The 22,417-nt window shown below is 68.7% G+C and carries 22 protein-coding genes; 10 read left to right on the top strand and 12 right to left on the bottom strand.

The genetic code is table 11. From position 1 onward, the window contains the following. The 11 genes from FB547_RS32560 to FB547_RS32510 all read right to left on the bottom strand — a co-directional run bounded on the left by FB547_RS32560 (nt 1) and on the right by FB547_RS32510 (nt 12,048). Nucleotides 1-435: a universal stress protein gene (locus FB547_RS32560; RefSeq protein WP_145747721.1), complete on the bottom strand. Its 435-nt coding sequence runs from the start codon at nt 433-435 to the stop codon at nt 1-3. A gap of 13 nt (nt 436-448) precedes the next feature. After that, nucleotides 449-1,144: a TerC family protein gene (locus tag FB547_RS32555; RefSeq protein ID WP_015866313.1), complete on the bottom strand. Its 696-nt coding sequence runs from the start codon at nt 1,142-1,144 to the stop codon at nt 449-451. A gap of 152 nt (nt 1,145-1,296) precedes the next feature. Then, nucleotides 1,297-2,688, bottom strand: a complete 1,392-nt coding sequence (locus FB547_RS32550; RefSeq protein WP_145747720.1) for a sensor histidine kinase — start codon at nt 2,686-2,688, stop codon at nt 1,297-1,299. Beyond that, nucleotides 2,675-3,349: a response regulator transcription factor gene (locus FB547_RS32545; RefSeq protein WP_015866311.1), complete on the bottom strand. Its 675-nt coding sequence runs from the start codon at nt 3,347-3,349 to the stop codon at nt 2,675-2,677. Before FB547_RS32545 ends, FB547_RS32550 begins: the two co-directional genes overlap by 14 nt. A gap of 67 nt (nt 3,350-3,416) precedes the next feature. Beyond that, nucleotides 3,417-5,246 carry a tannase/feruloyl esterase family alpha/beta hydrolase gene (locus FB547_RS32540; RefSeq protein ID WP_145747719.1) on the bottom strand — a complete coding sequence of 610 codons (1,830 nt, stop codon included), beginning with the start codon at nt 5,244-5,246 and terminating at the stop codon, nt 3,417-3,419. A 220-nt stretch (nt 5,247-5,466) separates the two neighbouring features. Continuing rightward, on the bottom strand, nt 5,467-6,372 hold the full coding sequence (locus FB547_RS32535; protein WP_145747718.1) for an ADP-ribosylglycohydrolase family protein: 906 nt from the start codon (nt 6,370-6,372) through the stop codon (nt 5,467-5,469). Beyond that, nucleotides 6,369-7,445, bottom strand: a complete 1,077-nt coding sequence (locus tag FB547_RS32530; protein WP_145747717.1) for an NUDIX domain-containing protein — start codon at nt 7,443-7,445, stop codon at nt 6,369-6,371. The genes FB547_RS32535 and FB547_RS32530 overlap by 4 nt, the downstream gene beginning before the upstream one ends. Before the next feature lie 10 nt (nt 7,446-7,455). Further along, the gene (locus tag FB547_RS32525; protein WP_145747716.1) at nt 7,456-9,156 is read right to left on the bottom strand and encodes an NAD+ synthase; all 1,701 of its coding nucleotides are present in this window, start codon (nt 9,154-9,156) and stop codon (nt 7,456-7,458) included. A gap of 4 nt (nt 9,157-9,160) precedes the next feature. Continuing rightward, nucleotides 9,161-10,348 carry a nicotinate phosphoribosyltransferase gene (gene pncB, locus FB547_RS32520; RefSeq protein ID WP_145747715.1) on the bottom strand — a complete coding sequence of 396 codons (1,188 nt, stop codon included), beginning with the start codon at nt 10,346-10,348 and terminating at the stop codon, nt 9,161-9,163. A gap of 25 nt (nt 10,349-10,373) precedes the next feature. Further along, complete coding sequence (locus tag FB547_RS32515) at nt 10,374-11,237, bottom strand: cysteine hydrolase (RefSeq protein ID WP_145747714.1); 864 nt, start codon at nt 11,235-11,237, stop codon at nt 10,374-10,376. A gap of 67 nt (nt 11,238-11,304) precedes the next feature. Continuing rightward, nucleotides 11,305-12,048, bottom strand: coding sequence for an NUDIX hydrolase (locus FB547_RS32510; RefSeq protein ID WP_145747713.1), 744 nt, complete (start codon nt 12,046-12,048; stop codon nt 11,305-11,307). A gap of 137 nt (nt 12,049-12,185) precedes the next feature. Between FB547_RS32510 and FB547_RS32505 the strand changes: the two genes are divergently transcribed. From FB547_RS32505 to FB547_RS32495, 3 genes are all read left to right on the top strand, one after another. Further along, nucleotides 12,186-12,434, top strand: coding sequence for a DUF1272 domain-containing protein (locus tag FB547_RS32505; RefSeq protein ID WP_145747712.1), 249 nt, complete (start codon nt 12,186-12,188; stop codon nt 12,432-12,434). A 42-nt stretch (nt 12,435-12,476) separates the two neighbouring features. Beyond that, nucleotides 12,477-13,058, top strand: a complete 582-nt coding sequence (locus FB547_RS32500) for a dihydrofolate reductase family protein (protein WP_145747711.1) — start codon at nt 12,477-12,479, stop codon at nt 13,056-13,058. Between the two features lie 132 nt (nt 13,059-13,190). Beyond that, nucleotides 13,191-13,913 (top strand): SDR family NAD(P)-dependent oxidoreductase, encoded by a 723-nt coding sequence (locus tag FB547_RS32495; protein ID WP_145747710.1) that lies wholly within the window; start codon nt 13,191-13,193, stop codon nt 13,911-13,913. Nucleotides 13,914-14,409: 496 nt separating this feature from the next. On the opposite strand, the gene FB547_RS32490 is transcribed toward FB547_RS32495, so the two are convergent. After that, complete coding sequence (locus tag FB547_RS32490; RefSeq protein WP_145747709.1) at nt 14,410-15,210, bottom strand: GntR family transcriptional regulator; 801 nt, start codon at nt 15,208-15,210, stop codon at nt 14,410-14,412. A 112-nt stretch (nt 15,211-15,322) separates the two neighbouring features. On the opposite strand from FB547_RS32490, the gene FB547_RS32485 reads away from it, so the two are divergent. From FB547_RS32485 to FB547_RS32455, 7 genes are all read left to right on the top strand, one after another. Beyond that, nucleotides 15,323-16,192, top strand: coding sequence for an oxaloacetate decarboxylase (locus FB547_RS32485; RefSeq protein WP_145747708.1), 870 nt, complete (start codon nt 15,323-15,325; stop codon nt 16,190-16,192). Between the two features lie 7 nt (nt 16,193-16,199). Continuing rightward, nucleotides 16,200-17,600, top strand: coding sequence for a 3-isopropylmalate dehydratase large subunit (leuC, locus tag FB547_RS32480; RefSeq protein ID WP_145747707.1), 1,401 nt, complete (start codon nt 16,200-16,202; stop codon nt 17,598-17,600). An 8-nt stretch (nt 17,601-17,608) separates the two neighbouring features. After that, nucleotides 17,609-18,235 carry a 3-isopropylmalate dehydratase small subunit gene (gene leuD, locus FB547_RS32475; RefSeq protein ID WP_145747727.1) on the top strand — a complete coding sequence of 209 codons (627 nt, stop codon included), beginning with the start codon at nt 17,609-17,611 and terminating at the stop codon, nt 18,233-18,235. 86 nt (nt 18,236-18,321) lie between these two features. Then, nucleotides 18,322-19,305 (top strand): tripartite tricarboxylate transporter substrate binding protein, encoded by a 984-nt coding sequence (locus FB547_RS32470; protein ID WP_145747706.1) that lies wholly within the window; start codon nt 18,322-18,324, stop codon nt 19,303-19,305. A gap of 36 nt (nt 19,306-19,341) precedes the next feature. Beyond that, the gene (locus tag FB547_RS32465) at nt 19,342-20,487 is read left to right on the top strand and encodes a TauD/TfdA family dioxygenase (protein ID WP_145747705.1); all 1,146 of its coding nucleotides are present in this window, start codon (nt 19,342-19,344) and stop codon (nt 20,485-20,487) included. After that, on the top strand, nt 20,484-21,218 hold the full coding sequence (locus FB547_RS32460) for a Sua5/YciO/YrdC/YwlC family protein (protein ID WP_145747704.1): 735 nt from the start codon (nt 20,484-20,486) through the stop codon (nt 21,216-21,218). The genes FB547_RS32465 and FB547_RS32460 overlap by 4 nt, the downstream gene beginning before the upstream one ends. An 8-nt stretch (nt 21,219-21,226) precedes the next feature. Next, nucleotides 21,227-22,222, top strand: a complete 996-nt coding sequence (locus FB547_RS32455; protein WP_145747703.1) for a Bug family tripartite tricarboxylate transporter substrate binding protein — start codon at nt 21,227-21,229, stop codon at nt 22,220-22,222. Nucleotides 22,223-22,417 lie beyond the last annotated feature (195 nt).

Raw genomic sequence — 22,417 nt, 5'->3', positions numbered from 1 at the left:
TCAGGAGCCGATGACCTGCAGGTCGCCGCTCGCACCGAGCAGCTGGCGCACCTGCTGCGCGAGCGAGCCGAAGATGCGCCCCGCGAGGCTGGGCTCGTCGCGGCCGAAGACGATGCGGTCGCAGCCGAAGTCGCGCGCCGCCGCAACGATGGTCTCGGCGCTGCGGCCGATCGCCACGGTGCTGCTGCAGGACACGCCCGACATCGCGAGCAGGTTCTGCGCGAACTGCAGTTCCTCGGCGCCCGCGCTCTGCTGCAGTTCTCGCAGCTCCTGCGGGTCGAAGAACATCGCGACGTGGCCGGAGACCACGGGTTGCACCCGCAAGAGCCGCACGGCCGCCGACTCCTGCTGGCAGATGCGCACGACCTGCTCGATGGCCGAGCGCGTGCGGGCCGGCTCGGTCGGGTCGATGGGGACCAGAATGCGCCGTCTCACGCCGACACCTGCTTCAGGCCGACTGGTTGGCGGGTTCCGGCTGCTGTTGCCGGCTGGTCAGCCACTTGCCGATCGCCACGACGGAGATGGCGCCGATCGCGGGCACGATCGTGTGCAGCGCATGCTGGCTGGCGGCCCAGCCGGCAATCGAAGGATCCGACATCGCCATTTCGCCGGCCACCCAGCCCAGCAAGGCGGCGCCGAGCGTGATGATGATCGGGAAGCGGTCCATCAGCTTGAGGATCAGCGTGCTGCCGAAGATGATCAGCGGAATGCTGATCACGAGGCCGAACACCAGCAGCGGAACATTGCCCTTGGCCGCGGCTGCAACGCCGACGACGTTGTCCAGGCTCATGACCAGGTCGGCGACCACGATGGTCTTGATGGCCGCGGCCAGGCTCGAATGGCCTTCCAGGTTCTCTTCGCCGTCGTCGCCCTTGAGCAGGCCGATGCCGATCCAGAACAGCAGCGCGGCGCCCACCAGCTTGAGGTAGGGCAGCGTCAGCAGGTAGACCGCAAAGAAGGTCAGCACCACGCGCAGCACGATGGCGCCCATGCTGCCGAACAGGATCGCCTTCTTCTGCTGGGCCGGCGGCAGCGAGCGCGAGGCCATCGCGATGACGACGGCGTTGTCGCCGCTCAGGACGATGTTGATCAGGATGATCTGCGACAGGGCAATCCAGAAATCCGGACTGGTCAAAAACGACATGGGGATTGTCTCCTCGAAGTGGACGCGGAACCACGGCGGTTCCGACGGGTTCGAGGCTACGGGCCTGCGCTGTCACCTTTCTGCCGGCAGGCTGTCAGCCACATGTCCGCCAGCTGTCAGCCAGCTTACAAAGGCGGCCTGAGCGGCACTGCTCAGGCCGTGCGCAGCGGGAAGAAGACGCTGAAGGTGTTGCCCACGCCGTCGATGTCTTCCTCCAGCGTGATGCGCGCGCCGTGCAGCGTGGCGATCTCGCTGACGATGGCCAGGCCCAGGCCGCTGCCGTCCTCCTGCGTGCCGAGCAGGCGGTGGAAGCGCTCGAAGATGCGCGCGCGCTCCTCCACCGGCACGCTGGGGCCGTCGTCGCTGATGGCCAGGCGGCACTGGTCGCCGTCGCCGGGGCCCACCTGCACGGTCACGCGGCCGCCCGCCTGGCTGTAGCGCACCGCGTTGTCGATCAGGTTGTTGATCAGCTCGCGCAGCCGGTCGCGGTCGGCGTTGATCACCAGCGGATGCTCGGCGCCCTCGAAGCCCAGGTCGATGTCGCGCTTGAGCGCCTGCGGCACCCAGTCCATGCTGACCTCCAGCGCGTAGGCATTCAGGTCGAGCGGCTGCAGCTGCATGGCGTCGAGCGCGCCGGGCTCGTTGCGCGCGAGCGAAAGCAGCTGGCGCACCAGCCGCGAGAGCCGGTCGGCGCTGATGTAGAGCTGCGCGAGCGAATGGCGCACGCGCTCGGGGTCGCTCTCGCGCAGCGCCAGCTCGATCTGGGCCTTCAGGCCGCTCACCGGCGTCTTCAGCTGGTGCGCAGCGTCGGCCACGAAGCGGTTCTGGAAATCGAAGGTGCGACCGAGCCGCGCCATCAGCTCGTTGACCTCGTCCACCAGGGGCCGCACCTCGCCCGGCACGTCGTGGATGTCGATCGGGCTCAGGTCCAGGTGCGAGCGGTCCGACACCGCGCGGCGCAGCCGCTGCAGCGGCTCGAGCCCGCGCGAGATGCCGAACCAGACCACCGCCGTGGCCATCACGATCAGCAGCAGCTGCGGCACCACCACGTTGGCCAGCATCTCCCACGCAAGATGGGTGCGCTTGTGCAGGGTTTCGGCCACCTGCACCCGCACCATCGGCGCCTCGGGATTGCCGCCGATGGGCATCCAGGCCACCAGCATGCGCACCGGCTCGCCGCGCACCGTGTCGCGGTAGAAGCGCGGCGTGGCGGGGTCGCCGGGGCGCGGCGGCGGCATTTCCGCATCGCCGCCCAGTGCCTTGCCGTCCTCGCTGGCAACGCGGTAGAAGAGCAGGTCCTCCTGGTCGAGCAGCAGGATGTTGCCCGCGGCCTCGGACAGGTCGAGCCGCGGCTGCAGGCCGTCGAGCTTCACGTGCAGCACGATCTCGCGCCCGATCTCGTACAGCGCGCGGTCGTAGGCCAGGTTGGAAAAGCGCAGCGAGTTCCAGTAGGCGGCGCCGGTGTCCAGCACCAGCAGCACGGCCAGCGGACCGAGCAGCCAGGCCAGCAGCTTGCGCTGCAGCCTGGGCTCAGGTTTGCGCATCGCCGCGGTCCATCAGGTAGCCCATGCCGCGCACGGTGCGGATCTCGCATCCGAGCGGCTCGAGCTTCTTGCGCAAGCGGTAGACGTTGACCTCGATCGCGTTGTCGCCGACCTCGTCGCCCCATCCGTAGAGATGGTTGACCATCTGCTCCTTCCCCACCACGCGCCCCTCGCGCATCATCAGCAGTTCCAGCACGGCGAGCTCGCGCGGCGACAGGTCGAGCGGCTTCTTGTCGTAGAACACGCGGCGGCCCACCGTATCGAAGCGCAGCAGGCCGTGCTCGAGATACGGCGTGGAATTGGTGCTGCGGCGCAGCAGCGCGCGCACGCGTGCTTCCAGTTCCGGCAGGTCGAAGGGCTTGGCCAGGTAGTCGTCGGCGCCCAGATCGAGCCCGCGCACGCGGTCCTGCAGGGTGTCGAAGGCGGTCAGCATCAGCACCGGCATGGTGGACTTGCGGGCGCGCAGCCGCCGCAGCACATCGAGCCCGCTGAGCTTGGGCAGCCCGATGTCCAGGATCGCCAGGTCGTAGATGCCGAGCGCGAGCGCATGGTCGGCCTCTTCGCCGGTGGAGACGATGTCCACCGCGTGGGCGGACTGCACCAGCGCGCGCGAGAGCGCGTCGGCCAGCACCTTGTCGTCTTCCACCAGCAGTATCCGCATTGATTCTCGCCCCGGCCGTATGCAGCCGAATATGCTAACCGCAACGCCCCGGGGGAGACGGCGCAACTCAGGAACAGGTATAGCTCGCGGCCAGGTTGGGGTCGCCCGAGGTGTAGCTCGCCTTCAGCGGATGAAGGCACAGCGGCCGCGACTTCACGGCCGGAAAGCTGGCACTGGCCACCGTCGCCACCTCCACGCGCGCCGGCGGCTCGACGCCCTTTTCCACCCAGGCGGTCAGCAGTTCGTAGAGCTGCGCGTTGGTCGGCAGCGGCGGATTCGCATTGGCGTTCGACGTGCCGTTGCTGAAGCCGTGGCCCATGCCGGGAACGAGGTAGAGCCGATAGAAGCCCTGCGTGGCCGCGACGCCGCCCATCTGCGCGGCGACGCGGCTGTAGTAGTTGATCGTGCCTTGCGGCGGGATCAGCGTGTCGGCGAGCCCGTGGTAGGAGATCAGCTTGCCCTTGCGGTCGCGGAACGCGCTCAGGTCGGCGCTGTCGGTGTTGATGTTGGCGAACGCGCCTTGCAGCGCCACGCCGCGGTCCCATGCATTGGCGAGCTGCGGATACGTGAGCGATTTCCAGCCGTCGGCGCCATTGCCCGTGGCGTTGAGGAAGCTGGGCGTCGCGATCGTCGGATCCTGCAGCTCGAGCGCCACCATGTCGCTGGAGATGGGAAACGGCGCGGCGCCGGCCAGGCCCATGAGGCTGGCGCCGCGCGCCAGTCCGTACCACTTCTGCGCAGGCGCGGTGGCGGCCGCGAAGCCGTTGTCGGCCGCGGGGTTCGGCACCGAGCCGTCGGCCGTCTGGCCGTACCAGAACTTGTTGAACGCGAGCGCCTGGGCCGGTGTCACGCAGTCCGCGGTGGCGTTGGTGCCGCCATCGGCGGTGCAGATCACGGACGCGTCGGTGGTCGGGTCGTAGCGGCAGGCGGACGGGTCCGGCACGTAGCCGAGGTGAACGCCGCCGACCATGTCGCAGGCGTTGATCGCGGCGTTCGAGACCGTCGTGTGCTGGGCCGCAGTGATCGCCACGCCGCCCAGGTCGCGCTGCACGACGATCTGCGGATAGAGCTCGGTGGTGATGAACTTGGTCCAGTTGTTGGCGGGCGCACCGGCCAGGATGCCGTCGAAGTCGGCGGGGTTGGCCTGGGCCTCCTTGAGGCCCTGCCGTCCTCCGGTGGAGAAGCCGTTCCAGTAGGCGTACTTCGCGTCTTCGCCGTAGTAGGCCTTGGCCAGCGCCTTGGTCTTGACGGCCATCTCGTGGATGCCGCGCTCCGAGAAATCCTTCCACAGGACCGTGTTGATGGTGCCGTCGGGGTTCATCGCGAACGAGCCGTTGCTGATGGCATGGCCGGTGTCGGTGGTGGCGGAAACCGCGCCCTCCACGCCCGCGGTGTCGCTGGCCGACCCCGCGCTGCCGGAGATCGGCGTGATGCCGGTGAGGGTGCCCTGGGTGCCGCCGGCCCAGCCGCCGCCGCCCTTGACGTGGATGCGCCTGTTCCAGTTGGCCGGCGTGGGCAGCCAGATCTCGATGCCGATGCCCGGCGAGGTGGACGGCGCGCTGGCCACGCCCGGGTTGCCGGGGCCGACATTGAGCTTGACGAAGCACAGGTCGTTCTGCGCCACCGGCGTGCTCGGCGACGCGGTGCCTGTGAGCAGCAGCGCGTCCCCTTTCCTGAAGGCCTTGACCAACAGGACCGTGGTCGAGGTGTCGGGCGCGAAGCGGGTCTTCATGCTGTCGTCGCAGGCCAGCTTCTGCGCCGGCGGTGCGCCGGTGTCCGGCGGAGTGCTCACGATGGGAAAGCCGCGGGAGCCGCCACTGCCGCCGCAGGCCGTGAGGAGTGCTGCAACGCAGCAGAACAAGGCGGCGCTCGCGGCGCCGGATCTTGGAATGGCCATTCGTCGTCTCCAGAGAGGAAATAAACTGCAGATGAAGATTCATCCACCGGGCCATGGCGCGCCAGGGCTGCACGATGGTGCATCTTCACAGTGTCTTTCCGCGCTGGGGGAAACCACACGAAGTGAAAAGCGGGGATTTCGAGTGCGGGCGGACCGCCGGAGGACGCCCGGCGACGCGCACTTCAGTGCATGTGAATGCAGACAGTGGCCTGCGGGGCGCTCAGGACGGCTCGGCGCATTCCAGCAGTTGATCGGCGAGACTTTCGATGTCGCCGCGCATGGCCAATCGTCCGAGCCAGACTGCCGGAATGGACGACGCGCCGTAGTGCGCACCTGCCAGTTGCCCGCAAATCGCGGCCGTGGTGTCGGCATCGTCTCCCAGGTTGGCCGCTGCCAGCACGGCTTCCTCGAACGAACCGGTGACAAAGAAGCACCAAAGGGCCGCCTCGAGCGAATCGACGCAGTATCCCGATCCCTTGATGGCCTCGCGCGGCTTGCCAAGGTAGCTGCCCGACGCGATGGCTGCGACCTTGTCGGACAGGGGTTCGGTAACCGTGGTCGCGAGAATGCGCTCCTTGCTTGCGCCCATCAACGCTGCCCGCAGCTGCAGCGCAAAGAGCCGCGAGCAATCGATGGCTTCGCGGGCACCATGTGTCGTTCGCGTGCTTTCGCCGGCAAACCGGAAGGTCTGGTCCGCGCTGGCGCGGAAGTACATCGGGACCGGCGCGAGCCGCATCAGTGCGCCGTTGCCAGCCGTCCTGGGATCGGGGTCGCCAGCGAACGGATCGCGGGTCACAAGGTAGCGGTCCAGCGCCGTGGCCACCGTGATGCCGATGTCGAAACATTCGCCGTTGCTGCTCAGGTAGCCGACGCTGCGCCAGTTGCAGTAGCGGTTCATCTGGTCGACGGGATCGAAGCCGCTCCGCCAGACGAGACTGGTCGCCAGACACAGCGCCATGGAGGTGTCGTCGGTCCACTCGCCCGGCTGCAGCCGGAAAGGGCCGCCGCCAGCCATTCCCGTGACGGGCTCGAAGGTTCCCCGCGGCATGAACTCGACGGTCGTGCCCACTGCATCGCCGCAGGCGAGCCCGAGGAGGCAGCCGCGGTATCGCTCGCGGTCGTTCATGCAGCACCGCCTTGCGCGCCATCCGCGGTCAATCCGAAGAAGAAGTCGAGGATGTGGAAGTGGTCGTCATGGAACTGGTCCTCCATGCCGGCCAGTTCGTCGATGGGCACCCACCGGGCGTCCGAGGCGTCGTCGCCGGCGGTCAGCTCGGGCGGGCGGCGCGGGCCCAGGTCGAACCTGTGCGCATGGGTGATGACGCGGCCGCGCTGGCTGCGGTCGGGATGGTCGAACACCTGCACCGCCTTGAAGGCGGCTTCGATGTCGCTGTCCAGCAGCCGCAGCCCGGTTTCCTCGGCCAGCTCGCGCAGGGCCGACTGCCATACGGTCTCGCGCGGCTCGATGAAGCCGCCCGGCAGCGCGAACAGGCCCTTGCCGGGCGAGCGGCCGCGCCGGATCAGCAGCACCTGGCGCCCGCACTGGACGACCGCATCGACCGTGACGAAGACCGGCGGGTACGGCGAGCCGGACCACAGCGCCTTTTCGCAGCGCAGGCTCTCCCATTCCTGCGCCAGCACGGCATAAGGCGGCAGGCTGGCCCAGGCGCGCAGGAACTGCAGCGTGCTGTCCGGCGCCTGGCCGACGAGCGCTGCGAGGGCCGGCTCCAGCGAGCCGTCGCGGGCGGCCCCGAAGTAGGCATCGCGCAGCGCGCCCGCGTGGATGTCGCCGCGGCGGCCGGCGTCGTCGAGCGCCCAGCCGGGGAAGTCGCGCAGGTAGCTGCTGGTCGCGTCCTTCAGGTGCCCCACCAGCACCACCGAAGGCTGGCCCGGATGCAGCCGGGCCACGCCCTCCTTCACCGCCGCCACCCACCGCGCGGGGTCGTAGTGGTCGCGCACGGGCAGGAACTTCAGCCGCTGGCGGTCGGCTTCCGGCAGCGCGGCGCGGATCATCTCGGCGCGCTCCTGCCAGGTGAAGGGATTGCGCGGCGTGCGCGCCTGGAAGGCCGAGCCGAGCACCACCACGCACTCGGGCGCGGCCGCGAGTGCGCGGCGCAGCAGCGCCAGCTGGGCATTGTGGAAGATCTGGAAGCGTCCGATGTAGACGGCGACATCGGGCGCCTTGTTCGTGCTTGTCATCTCATCGTCCTCAGTTCCAGCGGGCAGCGATCGGCATCTGGCGGCCGGAGCCGAAGGCCCGCGGCCGGACCCGCACGATGGGCGGCGACTGCCGCCGCTTGTACTCGTTGCGCGCCACCATGCCGCGGATGCGCTCGACCAGCGCCGCGCCCTCGGGCGTGGCGCGCAGCCGGTCGACGAAGGTGCGCGCCTGCTCGTACTCATCTCCCGCGAGCCGCCTGCCCTCGATCAGCAGCTTGAGAATTTCGTCGAGCACTTCGTACGGCGGCAGGCTGTCGGCATCCTTCTGCCCCGGCGCGAGCTCGGCGGAGGGTTCCTTGTCGAGGATGGCCTGCGGGATGAGCTCGCGTCCGGCCTGCGCATTCAAGTGGCGCGACAGTGCGAAGACCTCGGTCTTGTAGAGGTCGCCGATCAGGCCCAGGCCGCCGTTGGTGTCGCCATACAGCGTGCAGTAGCCGACCGAGATCTCGGACTTGTTGCCCGTGGTCAGCAGCAGGTGGCCGAAGCTGTTGGAGTGGCCCATGAGAATCGTGCCGCGCACGCGCGCCTGCAGATTCTCGAGTGCCACGCCCTCGAGGCCTTGGCCGAAGGCCGCCTCGAAGCCTCGCTCGAACTGCGCGACGATGTCCGCGATGGCATGCGCCTTGAGCGGCACGCCGAGGTTGCGGCACAGCGTCTCGGAATCGTCCACCGACCCCGCCGAGGAAAAGCGCGATGGCATCGTGACGGCCACGACGTTCTGCGCGCCCAGTGCCTCGACCGCCAGCGCGAGCGTCAGCGCCGAGTCGATGCCGCCGGACGAGCCGACCACCGCCTGCCGGAAGCCGCAGCGCCGCGCATAGTCGCGCAGGCCCACCACGATCTGCTGGCGGTAGAACTCCAGCGTCGGCAGGCCTTGCGGCGGCACGCGTGGCGGCGCCTCGCCGGCCGGGGTGAGGAAGCGGCCGTCGCCGAAGCGCAAGGTGCATACGTCCTGCGCGAAGCGGCGCGCCTCGTACACCACGCCGGCCTGCGGCTCGACCGCGAACGAGGCTCCGTCATACACCAGCTGGTCGTGCCCGCCCATCTGGTTGACGTAGAGGATGGGCAGGCCGTTGCGGCGGCTGGCCGCACCGAAGATGCGGTGCCGCTGCTCGCGCTTGCCGATGTTCGACGGACTCGCGTTGATCGACACCACGAGGTCGGGCGCGGCATCGCGCATGCGGTCGAAGGGATTGACGAGATAGTCCTCGCCCTCGTCGTTCCAGCCGTCCTCGCAGATCAGGAATCCCACGCGCGTGTCGCGGATGCGCAGCACGCGCGCCACGTCGGGGCCCGGCTCGAAGTGTCGGCGCTCGTCGAAGACGTTGTAGGTCGGCAGCAGCTGCTTGGCGTATTCGAGCCGCACCTCGCCCGCGCAGATGACGCGCAGCACATTGCGGAGCTTCTTGCCCGCGCCTTCGCGCCGCGCCGGCAGGCCGACCGCCCAGTGCAGCGCCGGCATCTCGCGCGACGCCGAGAGCAGCTGCCCGAACGCGTCGTCCACGCGCTCCATGAAGCCCTCTTCCTCCAGCAGGTCGGCCGGGTAGTAGGCCGTGAGCGACAGCTCGGAGAAGACCACCAGGTCGGCCTGCGCGGCCGCGGCCTGGCGCGCGGCCTCGATCATCCGCGCGGCGTTGCCGGCCAGGTCACCGATGGTGGGGTTGAGCTGCGCGACAGTGATGCGGAGCATGGCCTCACCCCCCGATCTGAAAGACCTGGCGCAGGTAGGCCAGGAAGGTCTGGTCTTCGCACAGCGTCTTGCCCGGGCTGTCCGACAGCTTGGCCACCGGCTGGCCGTTGCAACCCGTGAGCTTCATCACGATGTTCAGCGGCGTGAGGCCGACGTCGTTGCTCAGGTGGGTGCCGATGCCGAAGCCGGTCTGGGTGCGGTCGGCGAAGGTGCGGTACAGCCGGATCGCCGTTGGCAGGTCGAGCCCGTCGGAGAACACCAGCCGCTTGGTGTGCGCATCGATGCGCAGCCTGGCGTAGTGCGCCAGCGCCTTCTCGCCCCAGGCGACCGGATCGCCCGAGTCGTGCCGGAGGCCGTCGAACAGCTTGGCGAAGTACAGGTCGAAGTCGGCCAGGAAGGCATCCATGCCGACCACGTCGGTCAGCGCCACGCCCAGGTCGCCGCGGTATTCCTGCACCCAGCCTTCCAGCGCGGCGTTCTGGAAGTCGCGCAGCCGCACGCCGAGCGCCTGGTAGGTCTGCAGGTACTCGTGTGCCATGGTGCCGATGGGCACCAGCTCCAGCTCCTTGGCCAGCAGCACGTTGGAAGTGCCCTTGAAGTACATCGGCACCTCGCGCTTGAGCGTGCCGACCACTTCGCGCTGCCAGTCGCGCGAGAAGCGGCGGCGCACGCCGAAGTCGAAGAATTCGAAGGGATGCCGCGCCGCCGGCTCATCCGCGAAACTGCGCAGCAGTTCGATCTTGGCCTGCAGGCGCTGGCGGCCCTCGGCCAGCGCGGACTTCGCATCGAAGCGGCGGAAATACAGCTCGTTGACGATGGCGAGCACGAAGATCTCGAACGCCATCGTGTGCACCTGCGGGCCGACCGCACGGATGCGCAGCGCATCGCCCTCGGCCGCAGCGGTGATGAACTCGCGCTGGAAACTGAAGATGCGCAGGAAGTCGACGAAGTCGCTCTTGATGTAGCGCAGGCCGCGCAGGTAGGCGAGTTCGCCAGGCGCGAAACGCAGCGAGCAGAGATGGTCGAGCTGCTCGTTGACGTCCGCCAACAGCTCGGCCAGCGGATAGGCCGGCTGGTTGCGGCACACGAAGCGGTACTCGGCCTGCGTCTGCGGGTGGCTGTGCAGCATGGCCTGCCACATCGTGAACTTGTACAGGTCGGTGTCCAGCAGGCTCTGGATGATCGGTCGCATGGTGTGCTCCTTGGGCAGGTTCGCGTCAGGCATTGGCCGCCAGCAGTGCGAGTACCTCGGCGCTGGTGCGCAGCTGCACGCCGCGCGCGGCCATGCCGCTCAGGAAGGCTTGGTGCTGGGCCTCGAAGCCGGTCACCGGGCTCATGCAGTCGGTGACCAGCACCAGCTTGGCGGGCCTGCCCGACGGCAGGTTGGCGGCGATGTGCTCCGTGGTGGCCTTCACGCAGTGGCTGCTGGCTTCGCCCGCGATGACGATCAGGTCGGCGCGGTCGAGCGACGCGACCAGCCGCATGTTGAGCGCGGTGTCGGGATCGTCCGCATCCGGCACCTCGGCCTGGATGGCGCTGTAGTGCTCGGTCCAGGGATTGCTGCCCTTGGCGATCTTTTCCACCAGGCCGGCCTGTGCGTCTTCCCATGCGTTGTAGGCGGCCTTGACGGCGGCATGCACGTTGTGGCCCCAGCTGCCGATCTCGCAGTGCACCGGCCACACCATCAGCGTGTAGCGGCCCCTGCGCTCGAGCTCGTCGAGGTAGGCCAGCGCGCGCGGCAGGGCCGCGGCGTCGCGAGGCAGACAGTCGCCGGCGCGGACCTGCGCAGCCGTGATCGGGGTGAAGGGTGCCACCGCGCCGCCGCCGCGCGCCTGCCAGAACGTGGGGTGCGCGATGTCGAACCTGTGGTGCGAATCGAGCGTGACGGTGATGCCGGCAATGCCGCCCGCCCCTTCCCGGATGAGGCCGGCCAGCCTCAGCATGTCGGCGTGGGCCCCCGCCACGGGCAGCGCCGGCCGCAGCGGCGCACCCGTGGCGGGGTCGGTCCCGAGCCAGTCGGCCGGCAGGTCGCAGAAATCGTTCTGCGGATCGATCACGAGGAAATGGATGTTCTGCTTCATGGCGTCCTCTTTTTAGTTGTACTGTACAACTCTCATTGGTTGCACTGTACAACTATGAAGAGAAAAGTCAAGCGTCCGGCTGCTCCATGTCGCGCGGGCTGAAGGTGCGGGGAAACAGGGCGGCCTGCGACCGGTCGCGCAGCCGGTAGCCCATGGCCGGCCGGCCGGTGGTGCCCTCCACCGTGCCGGCTTCCTCCATGAAGCCGCCATCGAGCATCCGCTTGCGGAAGGCGCTCTTGTCGACCGCGCGGCCGAGCACGACCTCGTAGGTGTGCTGCAGCTGCGGCAGCGTGAAGGGCTCGTTGAGCAGGAAGGCCGGCAGCGAGGTGTATTCCACCTTGCTGCGCAGCCGCGCCACGGCGCTGGCCAGGATCCCCGCATGATCGAACGCCAGCCGCTTGCGGCTCGCTGCTGCGGCGTCCATCCATTCGGCCTGCGCGGCATCCGCACCCTTGCCGGGCACGAGCGCCTGGGCCGGCATCAGCGCGAAGAACGCATGCGTGGCCGACCAGCCCCGCGGATCGCGGTGCGCGTCGCCCCAGCTGCCCAGCTGCTCGAGATACGGTGCGGCCACACCAGTCTTCTCCCGCAGCTTGCGCAGCGCGCAGTCGAGCAGGCTGGCATCCTTTCCGATGTCGATGAAGCCTCCAGGAAGCGCCCAGCGCCCCGGATAAGGATCGTCGGCGGCGTCCGGGCGGCGTACCAGCACGACCTTCAGCGCATCCTCCAGCACGGTGAAGATGACCACGTCGACGGTGACCAGCGGCCTGGGGAAATCCAGGCCGGCCTGCTTTTTGGGAGATGGCTTCAAGACACGGGCTCCTCTTGCTTTGTTGTACAGAACAACTCTGAAGGGAGAATATAGCGGCCGACAGGCGCCGAGGCTCGCCGTCACCGGCCGGTCCACCTTCGTTTAAGCTCCACCGCCCAAGCTCTTTCGAGGTTCCCATGCTCCAAATGCGCCCCGGGTGCGAGTGCTGCGACCGAGACCTGCCGCCGGACTCGGCCGATGCCCGCATCTGCTCCTTCGAATGCACGTTCTGCAGCGACTGCGCCGACCGGCGACTCGCCGGGAGCTGTCCCAATTGCGGCGGAGAATTGCTGCCGCGCCCCTCGCGGCCGGCCGCCAAGCTCGGGAAGTACCCGGGTTCGGCGACGCGGGTGTTCAAACCCGAAGGCTGCAAGGCAGCGTCCTGAGCCCTGCGTCGCCCCAGGCGATCGCGCTGCACGGAGACTCGCATGAGAAAGCTGCGAATCATGGAACACATCTCGCTGGACGGCGTGATCCAGCACTCCCGCGACGGGGACGATTTCCCCTACAGCGACTGGACCGCGCCCTACCGCACCCCCGCTGGCAGGGATGCGATCCTCGCCGCGTATGGCGAGAGCTTCGACCTGCTGCTTGGCCGCCGCACCTACGACATCTGGTCGGCCTTCTGGCCCAAGGCCCCGCGCAGCCCGATGGCGGATGCCCTCAATGCGGCCACGAAATACGTCGCCACCCACCGTCCGGAAAGCCTTGAATGGGGGCCGTTCGAGGAGCTCGGAACGGACATCGTCGAAGGCGTTCGCCGCATCAAGTCGCATGGCGGGCCGGACCTCATCCTCTCGGGCAGCTCGACGCTGACTTCGGCGCTCCTCGAACACGCGCTTGTGGATGAGGTTCTGCTGATCGTCTATCCGGTCCTGCTGGGCACGGGGAAGCGCTTCTTTGCGGAGGGAACCCCGCCGCGGTCCTTCGAACTCGCCGCCACGAGGGCGATGCCGTCCGGCGTCATCCTCAGCACCTACAAGCTCGCCGGACCTTTGAGGACCGGATAGTTCGCGATGAGGCACGTCGTGCGGACCGGCTTGCCCGGCGTTCGGCGCGCCGCTATAAAAGAAGGGCAAGGCTGGCATTCGGATCGCCCGGTCTGTCACGCGACGCAACAGGCGCCGTACGAGAGGCTCCCGATGAGCAACACATACGATCTCGCTGGCAAGTTCGCCATTGTGACGGGCGGGGCCAAGAGCATTGGAAGAGCCATTGCAGAACTCTTTCTCGCCAACGGGTGCGGCGTCTGCATCTGGGACGCGGATCGCGCAGAGGTACCCGGCGCGCGATCCGCTCTTGTCGACATCACGCGATCCGACGACATCCGGCGTGGCCTGGCCGAGCTCGGGGACGCGCAGCGCATCGACATCCTCGTCAACTGCGCGGGCTATCTCGGCCGCGCAACGAGCTTCAAGGACCACGACCCCGGCGACTGGCAGCGCATCATCGACGTGAACCTCGCTGGCACGATGCAGGTCACGCAGGCCGTGCTCCCCCGCATGCTGCAGCAGCGCTCGGGACGCATCGTCAACCTCGGCTCGCTGGCTGGCAGGGAAGGACTGCCGGGCATCACCGCCTACTCGGCGGCCAGTGCCGGCATCATCGCCCTCACCAAGGCCTTGGGCCGCGAGATCGCCAGCGAAAACGTCTTTGTCAATTGCGTGGCACCCGGCCCCATCGATACCGACATGATCCGCGACCTCGGCCCGGAAGTCGTCGATCGCATGATCCAGGACAGCCCCCTGCGCCGTCTGGGCCAGCGCGACGAGGTGGCCCACCTGGTCGCGTGGCTGTGCACCGAGGCCAGCCGCTTCAACACCGGTGCCGTCTTCGACATGTCCGGCGGCCGCGCGCGCTCCTGATTGCGCGACGCCGGCCCGGCAGTGGACCTGGGCTGGAAGCTGGCCCAGGTGATGAAGCGTGCACCGCCGCAAAAACCTGCTCGGGCATCTGTCACGCCGCGCGGCATCCGGTGGCGGCCCGCGTGCTGCGCACGTCCGGAGGTCCCATGCGCGTGTCTGCGCTCCTGCGCGATGCGCGGCCCGTGCTCTTGGACCTCGCGCATCAGGCCGCTCCGGCATCGCGCCGTGGTCCGGCCGCGTGAAGCAGGTTCACTGCACATGCGATGGTCCATGGGAGCTGCCTGCGCTCGGCCAGGTCTCCGCCCCACGGCCGTGTTGATCAGGCCCGACGGGTACGCGGCACGGCTGGGCTGCAGCACCACACCGGAGAGCCTGGACCACGCACTGAATACCTGGTTCGTCCCCGTGCCCAACGCCTGAATGGCCCAGAATCGCGGCCAGGAAAGGAAGCAAGCCCGGCCGGGCCTCCGGTTCCGCCGCCTTCGCGTCCCGGGGTCTAGGCCGGTCCGTCGAGGACGATCTGCCCCGCGGTCAGTGTGTTGACGGAAGCGCCCGCGATCTCCATCAGCACGCTGGCGCGGTCGGCGGCCATGTACGCGGTGAGATGCTGCACCGGGCGTTCATCCATGTCGTGCATCAGCCGCACCAGCTTCAGGATCGGCGCGCCGACCTCAGTGCGCAACAGGCCGGCGCGCTTCGGGTCGCCGACGGTCGCGCTGATTTCCTGCACCACGCGGCCGAACTGAACACCCTGCGCCATCAGGATTTCGTAGAGCGCCTTCTTCTTGAGGGCCGCCTCGGTGACGCGCCTGCCAAGATGCGCCGGCACCCAGGCTTCGGTCAACATGGCCGGCTCGCCCTTGCGGTTGATGCGCAGCCGCAGTGCGTGCGTCGCTTTTTCGCCCGCCGGCAACTGCAGCAAGAGACCGACGTCGCGAGGCGGCACGGCCTGCTCGACCTGTAGAACCTGCACCACCGTCTCGGTCGCAGTCTGGCGCAGGCTGTCAATCACGCTGAGGCTGGGCGCCGGACGCGCCTGCGCGGGAGGGCCCAGCACGAACGTGCCGCGCCCATGTCGACGCTCGACCACACCCAGCGCCGCCAGATCGGCCAGTGCCCTGCGCACCGTGATGCGCGACACGCCAAAGCGCTCGCACAGCGCCTCTTCGTTCGGCAGCAGGCCGTCGGGAAAGAGCCCGCGCGAGATCTCGTCGCGCAGCACCAGGAAGACCTGGCGATGCAGGGCGGTGCCTCTTGCACCGTTCAAAGGGGAAGCGATGGCGGTCGACGTGTTCATGAGGCGAAGGATAGCCTGTTGACTTGTTGTTATGTTGTGATATTCTTAATACAACTTATGCATTGGCATCCGACGCCATCCGCCGGCGAGATTACGAAAGGCTCTTTCCCCCATGACGACTCCCTCCCTCCTCGAGCAGCTCGCAGCGCCCGGCATGGTGATTGCTCCCGGCGCCTACGACGGCATCGGCGCGCGCTTGATCGAACAGGCCGGCTTCAGCGCGGTCTACATGACCGGCGCCGGCACCTCGGCGGCGCGCGGCTATCCCGACTTCGGCCTGCTCGACATGGGCGAGATGGTCATGAACGCGGCGGCAATGGCCCGCGCCATCCATGTGCCGCTGATCGCCGACGCCGATACCGGCTACGGCAACGAGCTGAACGTGACGCGCACGGTGCGCGAATATGAACAGCGTGGCGTTGCCGCCATCCACATCGAGGACCAGGTCGCGCCCAAGCGCTGTGGCCATCTCGACGGCAAGGAGGTGGTGTCACGCGAGGATTTCGTCTCCAAGATCCGCGCCGCGGCCGAGGCGCGCCGCACGAAGGAATTCCTCATCATCGCCCGCACCGATGCGCGTGCCAAGATGGGCATGGACGAAGCGATCTGGCGCGGCAATGCGGCCCTGGATGCCGGTGCCGACATGGTCTTCGTCGAGGCCACGCAGACGCTCGAAGAAGCCGCCGCCGTGCCGAAGAATGTACGTGGCCCGTGCCTGCTGAACGTGGTGCCTGGCGGCCGCACGCCGATCTTCGATCTGCGCGAAGCCGAGGCGATGGGGTACAAGCTCGCGATCCTGCCTGGGCTGATGCTGGCCGCCGCCATCCAGGCCGGTGACGCCGCGCTGGCCCAGCTGAAGGCCACGCACAAGCCCCCCGAGGTGACGCAGAACGTGGCGCAGACTTTCCGCCGGTTCGGCGCCGACGAATGGGACGCACTGCGCATGCGTTTCAACGCGGGCTCCGGCATGGAAGAAAGATGAACGGGCAATGACTGCACGAACGCTCTTCGACAAGCTGTGGGACGCCCATGTCATCCGTGACCTGGGCGATGGATGGGCGCTGCTGCACATCGACCGCCATCTGCTGCACGACCTGTCGGGCCCTCCCGCGCTGGCCGAGGTCACCGGCCGTGGCCTGGCGCTGCACGATCCTGACCTCGCGTTCGCGACGCCCGACCATTCGATGTCGAGCCAACCCGGTCGCAACGGCCTGACCTACGCGCCCGGCGGCAAGCTGTGGACCGCGCTGCGCGAGCGCACCCGTTCGGCCGGCGTGCGCCTGTTCGATCTTGGCCAGCCGGGCCAGGGCATCGTGCACGTGATGGGCCCCGAGCTCGGCATCGTGCTTCCCGGCCTCACGGTGATCTGCGGCGACAGCCACACCTGCACCAACGGCGGCCTCGGCGCGATGGCGTTCGGCGTCGGCTCGTCCGAGAGCACGCATGCGCTGGCAACGCAGACCTTGCGCCAGCAAAAGCCCAGGCAGATGCGCATCCGCTGCGAAGGCGCCTTGTGCCGCGGCGTCACCGCCAAGGACCTGGCGCTGCACATCATCGGCAAGCTTGGCGCCGCAGCGGGCGTCGCGCATGCGATCGAATTTGCCGGCCCGGCGATCGAGGCGATGGACGTCGAAGGCCGGCTGACCCTCTGCAACCTGTCGGTCGAACTCGGTGCGCGCTTCGGCATGGTGGCGCCCGACCAGCACACGTTCGACTACCTGCGCGGCCGTGTGTTCGCACCTCAGGGCGAGGCTTTCGAGGCGGCCGTCGCGCAGTGGCGCGAACTGCCGACCGAGGCCGGCGCGCGCTTCGATCGCGAGGAAATCTTCGACGCCTCGGCCGTGCGCCCGACCATCACCTGGGGCACCAGCCCCGAGCACGCGATCGCGATCGACAGCCGCGTGCCCGATCCGCGCGATGCGCCAGACGCGGCGCAGCGCGACACGCTGGCCGCCGCCCTCGACTACATGGGTTTGCAGGCAGGCCAGGCGATCGCAGGCACGCCGGTCGACTGGGTCTTCATCGGCTCCTGCGCCAACTCGCGCATCACCGACCTGCGCGCCGCGGCCGCGGTTGCGCGGGGCAAGCATGTCGCGGCCGGCGTCACGGCGTGGGTCGTGCCCGGATCGGAAAACGTCAAGCGCGCCGCCGAAGCCGAAGGCCTGCACGAAATCTTCAAGGCCGCGGGCTTCGCGTGGCGCGAGCCGGGCTGCAGCATGTGCGTGGCAGCCAACGGCGAGCAGGTGCCGCCGCAGCAACGCTCGGTATCGACTTCGAACCGCAACTTCGTGGGACGGCAGGGACCGGGCGCACGTACCCATCTCGCGAGCCCGGCGATGGCCGCCGCCGCCGCCATCGCCGGCGTCATCACCGATCTTGCGCAGGCCTGAGCATGCCGATGCAACCCTTCACCATCGTCACCGGCGCGGCGCCGTACCTGTCGCGCGCCAACATCGACACCGACCTCATCATCCGCATCGAACGGCTGACCACGTTCGACCGCGGCGAGCTCGGCCCGTACGCGCTGGAGGCGTTGCGCTACCGCGAAGACGGCAGCGAAGACCCGGACTTCGTCCTGAACCAGCCAGCGTTCCGCGGCGCCCCGATCCTGCTGGCCGGCGACAACTTCGGCTGCGGTTCATCGCGCGAGGGCGCGGTGTGGGCGCTGCAGGGCATCGGCATTCGCTGCGTGATCGCGCCGAGCTTCGGGGACATCTTCTACAGCAACTGCTTCCAGAACGGCGTGCTGCCGATCCGCCTGCCGGCCGCCGAGATCGAGCCCCTCGCGGCGGCCTGCGCCGGCGGCGCGCCGATGACGGTCGACCTGGCGAAGCGCAAGCTGATCGCGCCGCATGCAACCGCGTCGGGCTTCGAAGTCGACCCGCTGCGTCGGGAAGGCCTGCTGCACGGCCTGGACGACATCGGCATCACGCTGAAGGACGACGTGCTGATCCGCGAGTGGCAGCGAGCCGACCGCAGGCGCCGGCCGTGGGCCTGGCCGGGCGCCGCGCCCGCCGTCGGCTGAGCGGCCGATGCGCATGTGCCAGCGGCCGGCCCGCCGCGCCGCAGCTTGACCCGACAGCCACAAAGACACACCACGGAGACAAGACGATGCCCACTTTCAAGCCCACGAGCCCGTTGCGGCGCCGCGCCGTCGCCGCGTTCGCCCTGGCCGCCTGCCTGCCTGCCGCAGCCATGGCGGCCGATTGGAGACCCGACCACCCCGTGACGCTGGTGGTGCCCTACAGCCCCGGCGGCGGCACCGATGCACAGACGCGTGTCGTGGCAAAGGAGCTGCAGCAGATCTGGGGTCAACCGGTGATCGTCGAGAACGTACCCGGCGCCGACGGCCTGATCGGCACGCGCAAGGTGATCGAAGCAAAGCCGAACGGCCTGACCTTGCTGGTGCAGTTGCCGTCGCTGACGTTGATCAGGCATCTGCCGACCTTCAAGGGCGTCGACCCGCTGGCGCAACTGGCGCCGGTGTCGGCCTTCTCCGCCCTGCCCGGCGTGGTGACGGTCAACGCGGCGCTGCCCGTCAAGTCGATGGAGCAACTGGTTCGCTACTGCCGGCGCGCCGCCACGACGTGTTCGGTCGGCACCACCGAGAACATGGCCCGGCTGCAGGCGCGCATGCTGGGCGAAGAGAACGCGCTGCCGTCGCTGGTGGTCGCCAACTACAAGGGCGGCGGCCAGATGATCACCGACCTGGTAGCCAACAACATCTCGTTTGCCATCGCCGGCAGCACTGCGGTGATGCCCTTCGTCAAGACCGGCGCGCTCAGGGTCGTGATGACGATGGGTGACAGGCGTTCGGCCGCGCTGCCCGATGTGCCGACAGCGATCGAAGCCGGCTTTGCGAGCTTCGACGCAACCACCTGGTACGGCCTCTTCGCGCCCAAGGGCACGCCGGCCGGGATCCAGCAGGGCATCGCCGCCGCAGTGCGCGAAGCGGTCAAGAGCGAGGAGGTGCGCAAGTCGCTGTCCACGATCGGCGCCGAGCCGGTCGGCAACACGCCCGCCGAATTCACGGCCATGGTGCAACGCGAGGCCAGGCGCGTCGAGGCGCAGGTGAAGCGCTTCCCGCTCGAGTGACGCCCGCCCAGCCGATGTTCCAAGGAGTTTGAACCCATGACCGCCGTCCCCGCACGCACTGCCACCGGCCGCGATGCCGCAGCCTGGCGCGCCACCGACCTGAAGCGCGACATGGCGCGCTGGACGCTGCGCTTCGACGACGCCGAGCGCGCCGACCTGCTGCAGGTGCTGCGCGCGGCGCATCGCCCGGGCCGGCCGCTGCTGGCCTACCGCCGCAGCGACTTCCCTTTCGGCGCCGCGGCGCTCGGCAGGATCCGCCGTGCGATCGACGAAGTCCAGCATGGCCTGGGCGTCGCGCTGGTCAAGGGCTTTCCGCGCGAGGGCGTCACGTCCGAAGAGTTCGAGCTGCTGACCTGGGGCGTGGGCCTGCACTTCGGCGTGGCCCGCCCGCAAGACAGGATGACGCGCTACATCAACCGCGTGCAGGACGTCGGCACCGTCTACCGCAGCCCGACCGGGCGCGGCTACTCGTCCAATGCCGAGCTCGACTTCCACGTCGACGGCGCCGACATGGTGCTGCTCAGTTGCTACAACCAGGCACCGGTCGGCGGCGACAGCATGTGCGCCAGCGCCATCGCGGCCTGGCGTCAGTTGCTCGCCGAGCGGCCTGACCTGGCCGGGGTGCTGCGCGAGCCGCTGCCCTTCAGCTGCCAGGGCGAACAGGCCGAGGGCCTGCCGCCGTTTCGCCTGATGCCTGTGTACGGCGAGCTGGGCAACGACGTGTTCTGCATGTGGGTGCGCAACCGCGTCGAGCAAGGGGAGAAGTTGCCCGGTGCACCGGGCCTCACCGCGGCGCAGCGCGAGGCGATGGACCTGCTCGACGCCATCGTGCGCCGGCCCGAATTCATGTACTCGATGCGGCTGGAACCGGGCGACCTGCAGATCCTCAGCAATTTCACCGCGCTGCATTCGCGCACCGAATTCCACGACGCAAATGCGCCGGAGAAGAAGCGCCTCCTGTTCCGCCTGTGGCTCGCGACGCCCGATTCGCCGCGCCTGCCGGCCGGCTGGGGCGGCTTCTACGAATCGGTCGACCCGGGCGTGGTGCGCGGCGGCACCTACGGCCAGCACTACGGCGACGACTGCCGACATTTCGATGCCGAGCAGGCGCAGGCCATGGGCATGGCGCTTGCCCCCGCGCATTGCCGACCGAACTTCCCACACAACCAGGAGATGACATGAGCAGACTCGACATCACCGGCGACGCCCGCCGCACCATCGACGTGATCAAGCGCGGCGGCATCGCCATCGTGCCGAACGACACCGGCTACGCCTGCTGCGGCGCGTCGATGGACCCGCTGAAGAAAATCTACGACACCAAGCGCCGCGGCAGCCACAAGCGCAACGCCATGGCGGGCGACCTGGTCACGCAGCGCGAGCTGCACACGCTCAGCCCGCGCGCGCAGGAGATGGTCGAGGCGCTGGTGGTCGACCACGACCTTCCGCTCGGCGTGATCGGCAGCTTCAGGCCCGACCATCCGCTGCTGCGCAAGCTCGACGAAGACGCGCTCAGGGCCAGCACCGCGGTCGGCACGATCGGCATGCTGCTCAACGCCGGCCCGTTCCACAAGGAGCTGACCCGTCTCAGCCGCGAAGAAGTGGTGCCGCTGTTCGGCTCGTCGGCCAACCTCACGGGGACCGGCACGCGATTCTCCGTCGAGGAGATTCCCGACGAACTCAAGCAGATCGCCGACATCACGATCGACTATGGCCTGCGCCGCTATCACACCTACAGGCGGGCCGGCACGCTGATCAATTTCGACACCATGGAAGTGGTGCGCATCGGCGCTTGCTACGAACTGATCTCGGGCGTGCTCAAGCGCTGGTTCGATGTCGAGCTGCCGGCCGATCCAGGCATCGATGCATTGCCCTCCGGCCATCTGAACGAGTTCGCGCTGAAGAACGTCCAGTAGCACCGGCCATGAACTCCAACCTTCTGAATCCGGCACGCCGCAGGGCCTTGGGCGCCGGCCTCGGCGGCGCGGCTCTGGCGTTGCTGGGTACCCGCGCACAGGCCGCGGCCTGGCCCGCCCGGCCCTTGCGCGTGCTGCTCGGCTATACGCCTGGCGGTGCCGCCGACGTGACCGCACGGGAAGTGTTGACCCCACTCGGCAGGCTGCTCGGCCAGCCGATCGTGATCGACTACAAGCCCGGGGCCAGCGGCGCCATCGGCGCCGCCGAGGTGATGCGCGCCGCGCCCGACGGCTATACGCTGGGCCTGCTCGACAACGCACCGCTGACCATCGTGCCGGCGCTGCGCAGGGCCGGCTACGACCCGCTCGCCAGCTTCGCGCCGGTCGCGATGGTGTCGCAGATGCCGCAGGTGCTGGTGGCGCCGCGCTCAGCCGGTGTCGCCACCGTGCAGGAGCTGCTCGCCCTGATGCGCAGGACGCCGGGCAAGTTGAGCTATGCCTCCGGCGGCTCGGGCAGCGTCGGCCACCTGGTGGCCGAGCTGTTCAAGTCGCGCACCGGCACGTTCGCCGTGCACGTGCCATACCGCGGCGGCGCGCCGGCGGTCACAGCGCTGCTGGCGGGAGATGTCCAGTTCGCCTTCCTCACCGCATCGGCCACCGGTCCGTTCATCGACAGCGGCAAGCTCAAGGCGCTGGGCGTGAGCTCACTCACGCGCATGCCCTCGCTGCCCCATGCACCGACCATCGCGGAGTCCGGCGTGCCCGGCTTCGACGCGCCCGGCTGGTTCGCGCTGATGGGCCCCGCGGGCCTGCCGGAGCCCGTCGCCGCAACGATCCGCAAGGCACTGGCCGACGTGCTCGCGGCGCCCGGCGTCGCCGGTCGGCTCGAAGCGCTGGGCCAGACCGTCGCACCAGCCGGTGCCGATGTGCGCCGCACCATTGCCACCGAAGGCGCAACCTGGAAGAAGCTCATTGACGAGCGCAAGATCGCAATCGAAGGCTGAGCACGAAAGCACTCTTTTGCCCCAACCAGTCACCTCCGGAAATCTTCATGCTCCAAGGCCTCATGCAGGATCAGCCGTTGCTGATCTCCCATCTGATCACGTTCGCCGAGCGCCACAACGGCGACGGCGAGATCGTCTCGCGCCGGGTCGAGGGCGACATCCACCGCACGACGTGGGGCGGTATCGCATCTCGCG

The sequence above is a fragment of the Variovorax beijingensis genome (genome assembly GCF_007828835.1).
In the GTDB taxonomy this organism is placed as follows: Bacteria; Pseudomonadota; Gammaproteobacteria; order Burkholderiales; family Burkholderiaceae_C; genus Variovorax; species Variovorax beijingensis_A.
This window is presented reverse-complemented; position numbering and strand designations above follow the sequence as displayed.

Excerpts from the sequence above, each read along its gene's own strand:
- FB547_RS32555 (WP_015866313.1), bottom strand. The coding sequence starts at position 1,144 with ATGTCGTTTTTGACCAGTCCGGATTTCTGGATTGCCCTGTCGCAGATC.
- FB547_RS32550 (WP_145747720.1), bottom strand. The coding sequence starts at position 2,688 with ATGCGCAAACCTGAGCCCAGGCTGCAGCGCAAGCTGCTGGCCTGGCTG.
- FB547_RS32545 (WP_015866311.1), bottom strand. The coding sequence starts at position 3,349 with ATGCGGATACTGCTGGTGGAAGACGACAAGGTGCTGGCCGACGCGCTC.
- FB547_RS32540 (WP_145747719.1), bottom strand. The coding sequence starts at position 5,246 with ATGGCCATTCCAAGATCCGGCGCCGCGAGCGCCGCCTTGTTCTGCTGC.
- FB547_RS32535 (WP_145747718.1), bottom strand. The coding sequence starts at position 6,372 with ATGAACGACCGCGAGCGATACCGCGGCTGCCTCCTCGGGCTCGCCTGC.
- FB547_RS32530 (WP_145747717.1), bottom strand. The coding sequence starts at position 7,445 with ATGACAAGCACGAACAAGGCGCCCGATGTCGCCGTCTACATCGGACGC.
- FB547_RS32525 (WP_145747716.1), bottom strand. The coding sequence starts at position 9,156 with ATGCTCCGCATCACTGTCGCGCAGCTCAACCCCACCATCGGTGACCTG.
- pncB (WP_145747715.1), bottom strand. The coding sequence starts at position 10,348 with ATGCGACCGATCATCCAGAGCCTGCTGGACACCGACCTGTACAAGTTC.
- FB547_RS32515 (WP_145747714.1), bottom strand. The coding sequence starts at position 11,237 with ATGAAGCAGAACATCCATTTCCTCGTGATCGATCCGCAGAACGATTTC.
- FB547_RS32505 (WP_145747712.1), top strand. The coding sequence starts at position 12,186 with ATGCTCCAAATGCGCCCCGGGTGCGAGTGCTGCGACCGAGACCTGCCG.
- FB547_RS32500 (WP_145747711.1), top strand. The coding sequence starts at position 12,477 with ATGAGAAAGCTGCGAATCATGGAACACATCTCGCTGGACGGCGTGATC.
- FB547_RS32495 (WP_145747710.1), top strand. The coding sequence starts at position 13,191 with ATGAGCAACACATACGATCTCGCTGGCAAGTTCGCCATTGTGACGGGC.
- FB547_RS32490 (WP_145747709.1), bottom strand. The coding sequence starts at position 15,210 with ATGAACACGTCGACCGCCATCGCTTCCCCTTTGAACGGTGCAAGAGGC.
- FB547_RS32485 (WP_145747708.1), top strand. The coding sequence starts at position 15,323 with ATGACGACTCCCTCCCTCCTCGAGCAGCTCGCAGCGCCCGGCATGGTG.
- leuC (WP_145747707.1), top strand. The coding sequence starts at position 16,200 with ATGACTGCACGAACGCTCTTCGACAAGCTGTGGGACGCCCATGTCATC.
- leuD (WP_145747727.1), top strand. The coding sequence starts at position 17,609 with ATGCAACCCTTCACCATCGTCACCGGCGCGGCGCCGTACCTGTCGCGC.
- FB547_RS32470 (WP_145747706.1), top strand. The coding sequence starts at position 18,322 with ATGCCCACTTTCAAGCCCACGAGCCCGTTGCGGCGCCGCGCCGTCGCC.
- FB547_RS32465 (WP_145747705.1), top strand. The coding sequence starts at position 19,342 with ATGACCGCCGTCCCCGCACGCACTGCCACCGGCCGCGATGCCGCAGCC.
- FB547_RS32460 (WP_145747704.1), top strand. The coding sequence starts at position 20,484 with ATGAGCAGACTCGACATCACCGGCGACGCCCGCCGCACCATCGACGTG.
- FB547_RS32455 (WP_145747703.1), top strand. The coding sequence starts at position 21,227 with ATGAACTCCAACCTTCTGAATCCGGCACGCCGCAGGGCCTTGGGCGCC.